Source organism: Azospirillum sp. RU38E (genome assembly GCF_900188385.1).
GTDB lineage: Bacteria > Pseudomonadota > Alphaproteobacteria > Azospirillales > Azospirillaceae > Niveispirillum.
The window spans coordinates 1-8,450 of record NZ_FZOI01000040.1; the positions used below are offsets into that span (position 1 = coordinate 1).

Annotated in this window: 6 protein-coding genes and 2 pseudogenes; 2 read left to right on the forward strand and 6 right to left on the reverse strand. The window is 61.4% G+C overall.

Annotation, left to right across the window (positions count from 1 at the left end; genetic code table 11):
- Nucleotides 1-76 precede the first annotated feature (76 nt).
- The 6 genes and pseudogenes from CHB97_RS25285 to CHB97_RS25310 form a co-directional block, all read right to left on the reverse strand.
- Nucleotides 77-1,308, reverse strand: a pseudogene (locus CHB97_RS25285) (IS256 family transposase).
- Nucleotides 1,309-1,329: 21 nt separating this feature from the next.
- Nucleotides 1,330-2,154 (reverse strand): TonB-dependent receptor plug domain-containing protein, encoded by an 825-nt coding sequence (locus CHB97_RS25290; protein WP_160106261.1) that lies wholly within the window; start codon nucleotides 2,152-2,154, stop codon nucleotides 1,330-1,332.
- A gap of 148 nt (nucleotides 2,155-2,302) precedes the next feature.
- Complete coding sequence (locus CHB97_RS25295) at nucleotides 2,303-3,529, reverse strand: acyl-CoA dehydrogenase family protein (RefSeq protein ID WP_089290807.1); 1,227 nt, start codon at nucleotides 3,527-3,529, stop codon at nucleotides 2,303-2,305.
- An 11-nt stretch (nucleotides 3,530-3,540) separates the two neighbouring features.
- Nucleotides 3,541-4,828 (reverse strand): annotated as a pseudogene (locus CHB97_RS25300) (LLM class flavin-dependent oxidoreductase).
- A gap of 114 nt (nucleotides 4,829-4,942) precedes the next feature.
- The gene (locus tag CHB97_RS25305; RefSeq protein WP_089290808.1) at nucleotides 4,943-5,290 is read right to left on the reverse strand and encodes a ferredoxin family protein; all 348 of its coding nucleotides are present in this window, start codon (nucleotides 5,288-5,290) and stop codon (nucleotides 4,943-4,945) included.
- A complete protein-coding gene (locus CHB97_RS25310; protein WP_244559708.1) occupies nucleotides 5,287-6,852 on the reverse strand; it encodes an FAD-binding protein in 1,566 nt (521 codons plus the stop codon). The genes CHB97_RS25305 and CHB97_RS25310 overlap by 4 nt, the downstream gene beginning before the upstream one ends.
- Before the next feature lie 277 nt (nucleotides 6,853-7,129).
- On the opposite strand from CHB97_RS25310, the gene groES reads away from it, so the two are divergent.
- Nucleotides 7,130-7,420: a co-chaperone GroES gene (gene groES, locus CHB97_RS25315; protein ID WP_089290810.1), complete on the forward strand. Its 291-nt coding sequence runs from the start codon at nucleotides 7,130-7,132 to the stop codon at nucleotides 7,418-7,420.
- A 41-nt stretch (nucleotides 7,421-7,461) separates the two neighbouring features.
- A partial coding sequence (groEL, locus tag CHB97_RS25320) for a chaperonin GroEL (protein ID WP_143271206.1) occupies nucleotides 7,462-8,450 on the forward strand: 989 nt, incomplete at its 3' end.

Consider the following 8,450-nt stretch of genomic DNA (forward strand, 5'->3'; position numbering starts at 1 on the left):
AAGCAGATCGCTGCCGCGTGAACGTCGGACAGCTCAACATCACCGGACACCCGCATCGGTGAGCGTGACTGTCAGATCAAATCCATGCTTTTACAGCCTTGGCCGCCGTCCATTCCCTGGCGGGCATTTTCCACTCTTTCTCGGCCCTGTTCAAGACCAGGAACAGCAGCTTCAATGCCGCCTCGTCATTGGGGAAATGGCCCCTGGCACGGACGGCGCGGCGGAGCTTTGAATTCAGGGCCTCGATGGCGTTCGTCGTATAGAGGATGCGCCTGACCTCACGCGGAAAGGCAAAGAACGGGATGACCTCCTGCCAGGCCCGGCGCCGGGCCTTGCCGATGGCCTCATATTTCTGGCCCCAGGGGCCTTGCTCGAATGCGGTCAGGGCCTTCTCCGCTTCCGTGTCGTCCAAGGCGTCATAGACCAGCTTCAGGGCGGCAGCGACCGGCTTGCGGTCCTTCCAGGACGCGAATTCCATGCTGTGACGCAGCAGATGGACGATGCAGGTCTGCACGCTCGTCTCCGGGAAGGCGGCAGCGATGGCTTCCGGGAAGCCCTTCAGCCCGTCGACCACGGCCAGCAGGATGTCCTCCACGCCCCGGTTCTTCAACTCGTTCAGGACCCGCAGCCAGAATTTGGCGCCTTCGTTCTGCTCGATCCACAGGCCCAGCACCTCCTTGGTGCCGTCCACCCGCACGCCGATGGCGATGTGGATCGCCTTGTTGCGCACCAGACTTTCGTCCCGGATCTTGACCCGCAGCGCATCCAGGAAAACCAGCGGATAGACGGCTTCCAGCGGCCGGGATCTGCCAGGCCGCCACCTCATCCAGCACCGCGTCCGTCACCGCTGAGATCAGGTCCGCCGATACCTCGATCCCGTACAGTTCCCGCAGATGGCCGGTGATTTCCCGTGTCGACATACCCCGCGCGTACATCGAGATGGCTCATCGGGAAAACGATCCACCGGATCGTTTTCTGATCCTCTTCGCTGTCGTCGAACCCGGGGAACCGGCGCTGATACTTGCCGATCAACTGCGGATCAAATGTCGAGGCCCGGTCACGCGGGACCGACAGTTCCACTGCCCCCGTATCCGTCAGCACCGTCTTGCGGCCATAGCCGTTGCGGCGGTTGCCGCTCTCGTCACCGGCAAGATGATGGTCCATCTCCGCCTTCAAAACCCGCTCCGCCAGCGCCTTCTTCAACTGGTCAAGCAGGCCGTTCTGGTCAAAAGCTGCCTTCGCGTCGCCGCCAGCCAGCAACTGGTCCAGAACGGCATCGGGGATAACAGGGGCCTTGCGTCGTGCCATCGTGAAGCTCCTTTCGCATCACTAGGGCCCAGCCGAGCACGAAATTCCCGATAGTCCCGAACCATTCCAATCAGCCGTCAACCGTTCCGTCGGCTTCCAGGAAATCGCACCATATGTGCTGTCATAATTATTTTCGACATTGTCGTAATAGGTGCCGCCACGCTTTCCCTTCACACTGATACGATAAGCCAACGTCTCATCAATCGGGCCCCCGGTATCGGCGGTAATGGCGAAGTCGGGATAGGTTTCGTGCGTGCTGGGAACCCAAGTCCCCAACTCCGTTGTCACAAAGCTGCGCTGCTTGTCGAAATAAGGCTTCTTCGTCAGATAATTCACATAGCCGCCCGTCGCGTTGGACGGCCCGAAGATCACCGACGACGGACCGGCGACGATATCTGCCCCTTCAAAAGCGTTCAGATTGAGCGGATGGTCATTGCCATCCTTGTAGATGCGCTGGCCGTTCTGAAACACTTCCGCTGACAACCCACGCAGGGTGGGCGCGGCACTGGTACCCTGGCCTCCGCCCCTTGTAATGCCGGGAGCGTATTTCACATAATCGTCGGTGGTGCGGATGGGATCGCGCAGCAATTGCTCCGCAGACACCTCCGAGACGGCGCGCGGCGTGTCCAGCGCACTGGCCTCCAGACCATAAATCGATTTTGGCGGGCGCTCCGGCAAAACCCCGGTGGTCAGCCGCTTGCCCGTGACGATGACGGCGCTATTTTCCGATGCGTCGGTCACAGCCGCTGTTTCCGTCCCCGCCGTGGCAGAAAACAGCCCCGTCAGCAGGGTGCCACTCAACAGAACGGCACTATACCGCTTCAACCCCTTGTCCAGCTTGTTCATGATTTTTCTTACCCCTTCAACTGAATGGGCAGACAGAAGGGCAGCCGCAGGCAAAATTTGCTGCGGTCGCGCGGCACTTCGTCCCGCCCAATATTTTTTGTCAGGAGATTTGCGGCAGCCGCCCCGGCAGCCGCAAATCAGGATAGGATCAGCCGGGTTGCAGGAACCGGCTGCGTGCATCGGGCGCCAAAGGAAAATCGATTGGCGCCTGATCGTTCAAGATATGTTCACCGATGGCGTGCAGGCGCCAGCGGATGGGATCATGTGTGGTGTGGGTCCGCGCATTGCGCCAGAACCGGTCCAGGTTGAACTTTTCCTGCACCGCGCTGGCCCCCAGCAGGTCAAACAGGCCCCCGCCAACCTTCAACGAGGCATGATCGGAAGCGACGCGGGCATGGGCGACGGCCAGGATGGCCTCTGTCGTCAAGGCCTCATCGTGGGGGTTGGCCAGGGCGCGGTCATAGATCTCCGCCGCATTGCGCAGCAGGATTTCCGCGGCATAGACGGCGGACGTGAACTCCCCGATCTGCTTGATGACATGCGGTTCCTGGGTGATATGGTCGACGCCGCCTTCGATCCAGGCACGGGAATGATGGCGCAGATAATCGATGGCGGCGTCCAGCGCGCCGCGCGCAATACCGGTGTCAATGGCAGCATGCAATATCTGCGGCCGCGTCAGCACAGCACGGTTGGTGCCGCGGTTGCGCTGGGGGGCATGATGGGACGGGACATGCACATCCTCAAAGATCACCGTCCCGCTCATCGTCGTGCGCTGCCCAAAGGCCCGCCAATCGTCCAGAACGGTGACGCCAGGCGCATCCCGTTCCACCAGCGCAAAGGCCGGCACACCGTCCGGCGACACGCACCCGACCGACAGCCAATCCGCCAGATAGGAACCGGTGGAATAGAATTTCCGCCCGTTCAGGCGGAAGCTGCCATCGGGCTGGGGCGTCAGCGTCGTGCGCAGGGCGAGCTTGTTCTTGCCCCCCACCTCGGCCAGAGCATTGGCAAACCGCTGGCCGTCCAGGATCTTCGGCGCGAAATAGTCCCGCGTCGCGGCCAGGGGGGAATTCAGCACCCCAGCGATCATCACATTATGCAGTTGCAGCACCTGGCCTATGCTGCCATCGGCGTGGGAGATGATCCGCACCGTCTCCACAATGGTGCGGATCGACGCGCCGATGCCACCCAGGTCGGTGGGAACGGCGATGGCCGGCACGCCGCTGGCGAACAGGATATCCAGCTGTTCGCGCGGCAGGTCCCCTTCCCGGGCCTTGTCCTGGGCAATGGGGCGAATGCTGTCGGCCACCGCATGGGCGGCGGCGATGGCCGCGGCTTCGTCCGCCAGACGGATGGCGGGCTTTCTCTCTGTCATCTCAGTGGCTTTCAGTTATTGCCGCGGGCTTCCAGCAGACCTTCCCCGCGGGCTTCCAGCCCGACCACCAGGGGCACCGGCTGCTGGTCATTGGCACCGGCAACGGGCGCGCGCTGGCGGAACCGGGGCAGCACATGCTCGCCCAGGCGATAGATTTCCTCCAGATGCGGGTACCCGTTGATAAAGAACCAGGACAGGCCCAGATCAGCAAACTGACGGATATTCGCTTCCACCGCATCATAGGAGCCGACAAAGGCGAAGCCCGGCGGAATGCCGACATAGCCGAAGCCACCCCACAGATGCGGCTCGATGAACAGATCCGCGAACCCGTTCACCTCCTTCTCATTGTACCGCTTGTACCGGGCCTTGTTGGCATCCGACAATTGTTCGGATCGTTGCGCCATGGCCTGCACGGTTCCGGCCTTCACGCCTTCATCGAAGAAACGCTTGGCCTCCTTGAATGCCTCCTCGTCGGTCTCCCGCACGATGACGTCGACGGACAGGCCGAAGCGGATCTCATCTGTCCGCCCATATTCGCGGGCCAGTGCCTTCACATCGGCGATATGGCCGGCAACGATGTCCGGACGCTCTGCCAGCACCAGATAATAATTCGCATGCCGGGCCGCCAGCCGTTTGGCTGCGGGCGAGGTGCCGGCCGAGCAGATGATGGGAAGGGGCGACCGCCGCAGCGGCCCGCGCAGACCCAGCCCGTTCGCCTGATAATATTTGCCTTGGTAATGGAAACTTTCCTGCGTCCAGAAGCCCTTGACCGCGTCCAGGAACTCGATGGCCCGCTCATAGCGGTCATCATGGGCCAGCGGATCGCCCAGCGCCCGCTGCACAGCATCCGAACCGCCCTGGATAATGTTCCAGACCAGCCGGCCCGCTGGCACGCTGGAAGCTGGCCGCCATCTGGGTGGCCTGCCAGGGGCTGAAATGGAACGGGTGAAAAGCGTCGACGAACCGCAGCCGCTTCGTTTCCCGCGCCAGGATGGCAGAAATGATCCAGGGCTCGTCCCCGAACGGCGCATTCACCAGCAAGGCACCGGCGAACCCGTTCAGTTCCGCCGCCCGCGCGACCTGGGACAGATAGTCAATATAGGTGAAGTCATCCCCAATCCGGAAATTGGAAACAGCCCCCGTGCTTTCTGCTGGTAACCGGTTCCAGTCACCACGGTTGCGGTTGTCACCCGGAATGTACTGGGTCTCCCCATGCAGGGGCAGTCGCGAGAAAAACTCTATCGGCATAATAATCCCCATATTTTTGATTGGAATTAAGCAACAAGCATGCCACATCATGGTGTGCAAAGCGGATGGGTTTCCGCATGCGGCACTGTTGATGATTTTAGAACAATCGAGTGGTTAAATTTCATCAATCTGCGCAGATATGGTCAAGCTTTCGTGCCGCTGGTATCATTGATCCTTAATTTTCCTTGCCTCCATGAAAACGGCATCCATCCGCCAATGACGGTTGGGATAAAGCCCTTCCCATTCATGCCAACCGGAATGTCTGCGGAACTGGCCGAGATGACCGGCTTGGATCACCTGATCAGCCGTCACCGGTTCCTGCTGATAAAAATCCGGCCCGACATAAAGGGCATCGGCACGACAATAAAGCTCGCACATGAAACAGGTCTGGCAATCATCCTGCCGGGCAATGATGGGAGTGGCAGCCGGTACTGCCTGAAACACATTGGTGGGACAGACACGTACACATTCATTGCAACCTGTACAGCGATCGGCGATCAGCAATTCGATCATCTGGCATCCCCTTGCCCATTCTCTTGCCAGCGCCCCCAAAGACGCCCCAGACCACCAACCACCAGACGGCGCGCGTATTGCGGGTTGTTGGTCGGATAATCCAGCCTTTCATGCAGGCCACGGCTTTCCCGCCGGGCCAGGGCCGCCTGGTTACACCAGCGTGCCACCGCCACCAGGGCTGCAGCTTCCCGGCTGCGGGCGGGATCAGGCTCGGCGGGCTGACTACCCAGTTCATCCCACAACCCATCCAACAGGGCGAGCGACCGATCCAGAACAGCCCCGCGCCGAAACAGTATCTTGTCATAGGGGAGCATTTCGCCCTGAACGGCGGCAATGGTGGTGGCACGGTCGGGCGCACGACAGGGGGAACGGGGCCGCAGACCGGTGCGGCCCAGCGCCTCCACCTTTTCCCCCGCCCGGACACCGGATCGGCGGGCCCGTTCTGCGGCCGCCTGCCCCGCCCAACGACCCGACGAAAGCGCCCAGGCCGAATTCTGGGCCCCGCCACCGGATGTGGCACCGGCCACATTTTCCCGGGTGGCGGCATCACCTGCAGCAAAAAGCCCGGGCACGGCAGTGGCACAATCCGGCCCCGTCAGCCGTACTCCACCCACACCCCGGATTGTTCCTTCTCCATGAAGGGTGATGGGGAAACGCTGCCGGTAGGGATCGATCCCTTTGCGTACAAAGGGCAACATGACGTTCGGGGAGATCAGGTGCAGCTCATCCCGGAAATGCTGGGGCATCCGGTCCAGGCAGCATGTGACGGGCCCCTGCATCAGCGCCAAGGCCAGGGGGCGTGTGGACTCCATCGGATTGATATCCAGCTCGCGCCCTGCCCCGTCAAAATAGCGGGCAAAGGCATAGGACATGGATCGGGTCATATTTGAAAAAGCCGGAGCAACCGTGTGATAGGTGGAAAATTCCATGCCACTGAAATCGGCACCCGCCTCCGCCGCCATCAACAGCCCGTCGCCTGTGTTGGTGTGTGCCCCCAGCAGGCCCGAGAGAAAAGCACAGCCGCCGGTGGCCAACACTGTGCCCCCCGCCCGTACCTGCCAATAGCGCCCTTCCTGCCGGCGCCAGCCACGGGCACCGGCTATCGAGCCATCGCCATGGCGCAACAATTCCAGCGCGGGGCTGTGGTCCAGGATCACCACCCCCAGATCGACAATCTGCTGCCGCAGGGCCCGCATATATTCCGGCCCGCGCAAGGCCCTATATTGCACCTCCCCCTTCTCGTCACGGGGAAAGGTGTAATAGCGGGCAAGGGTGGGAAGGGTCTGCCAGGTTTCCTCAATCACACGCGCCATCCAGGCAGAATCAGCCAGCCCCTGCCCCCGTTCTGCCCGCGCGGCAATGGCCACCGCCCGTTTTTCCGGATCGGGCGGCACCCACCAATGGCCGGGACCAGCGGTTGCCGTCACCCCGCTGGTCCCGCAATAGCCCTTGTCAGCCAGCACGACGCGGGCACCGGCCTGTGCTGCGGCAGCGGCGGCCCAGGCCCCGGCCATGCCACCGCCCAGCACCAGCACATCCGCCGTCAGGGTCAACTGATCCATAGAACTGCCCCCCATCATCCAACCGGGAATGTTGGGCAAACACGGGGGCATGAAAATCAAATATTCAAAATGAATGGGTGATGCGGTGCTTGATCCTTGGATTCAGCCACATTGGACACCGCCTCACCTGTTCAAGCTCCGCCGCGATAAACACACAATGTTTTTGTGATAAAATCCCCATTGCGTAAATAGGAAATGTAGTTTTATGTTAATTCACATCAACGGTGTGCCGCGTGGCGGGCGCCATTGGGTTTGAGGAATCAAGGAGCATCAGGATATGTCCTTCCGTCCCCTGCATGACCGTGTCGTCCTGCGCCGTCTGGCCCAGGAAGAGAAGACCAAGGGCGGCATCATCATCCCCGACACCGCCAAGGAAAAGCCCCAGGAGGGCGAGGTGGTGGCCATCGGTCCCGGGGCCCGTGACGATCAGGGCCGGCTGGTGCCGCTGGATGTGAAGGTGGGCGACCGGGTGCTGTTCGGCAAATGGTCGGGCACCGAGATCAAGATCAACGGTGAGGAATTGCTGGTCCTGAAGGAAAGCGACCTTATCGGCGTCTATACTGGCTGATTTCCCAATACGAAACCATTTGCGACGAAGGAGCCTGTGCCATGGCTGCCAAGGATGTGAAATTCTCCACCGACGCCCGTGAACGCCTGCTGCGTGGGGTCGATATTCTAGCCAATGCGGTCAAGGTGACGCTGGGGCCGAAAGGCCGCAATGTGGTGATTGAAAAGAGCTTTGGCGCACCGCGCATCACCAAGGATGGTGTGTCGGTCGCCAAAGAGATTGAACTGACCGACAAGTTCGAAAATCTGGGCGTGCAGCTGGTAAAGGAAGTGGCCACCAAGACGGCCGATCTGGCCGGCGATGGCACCACCACCGCCACCGTACTGGCCCAGGCCATTGCGCGTGAAGGGGCCAAGGCGGTTGCCGCCGGGCTGAACCCCACCGATCTGCGCCGTGGCATCGACCGGGCCGTGGCTGCCGTGGTGGCCGATGTGCAGGCCCGATCGAAAAAGGTTTCCACCAATGAAGAGGTGGCCCAGGTTGCCACCATTTCCGCCAATGGCGAAAGCGCCATCGGGGAAATCATCGCCAAGGCCGTGGCCAAGGTGGGCGATGAAGGCGTGATCACGGTGGAAGAGGCCAAGAGCCTGGAAACCGAGCTGGATGTGGTGGAAGGGCTGCAATTCGACCGCGGCTATCTCTCCCCCTATTTCGTCACCAATACCGACAAGCTGGTGGCCGAACTGGACAATCCCTATATCCTCATCTTCGACAAGAAGCTGTCGGGCCTGCAGCCCATCCTGCCGCTGCTGGAAGCGGTGGTGCAATCGTCCCGCCCGCTGCTGATCATCGCAGAAGATGTGGAGGGCGAGGCGCTGGCCACACTGGTGGTGAACAAGCTGCGCGGCGGCTTGAAGATCGCCGCCGTCAAGGCACCGGGCTTCGGCGACCGCCGCAAGGCCATTCTGGAAGATATCGCCATCGTCACCGCTGGCGAGGTGGTGTCGGAAGATCTGGGCATCAAGCTGGAAAATGTCGGCCTGTCGCAGCTGGGCACCGCCCGGCGGGTGCGCATCACCAAGGATGACAC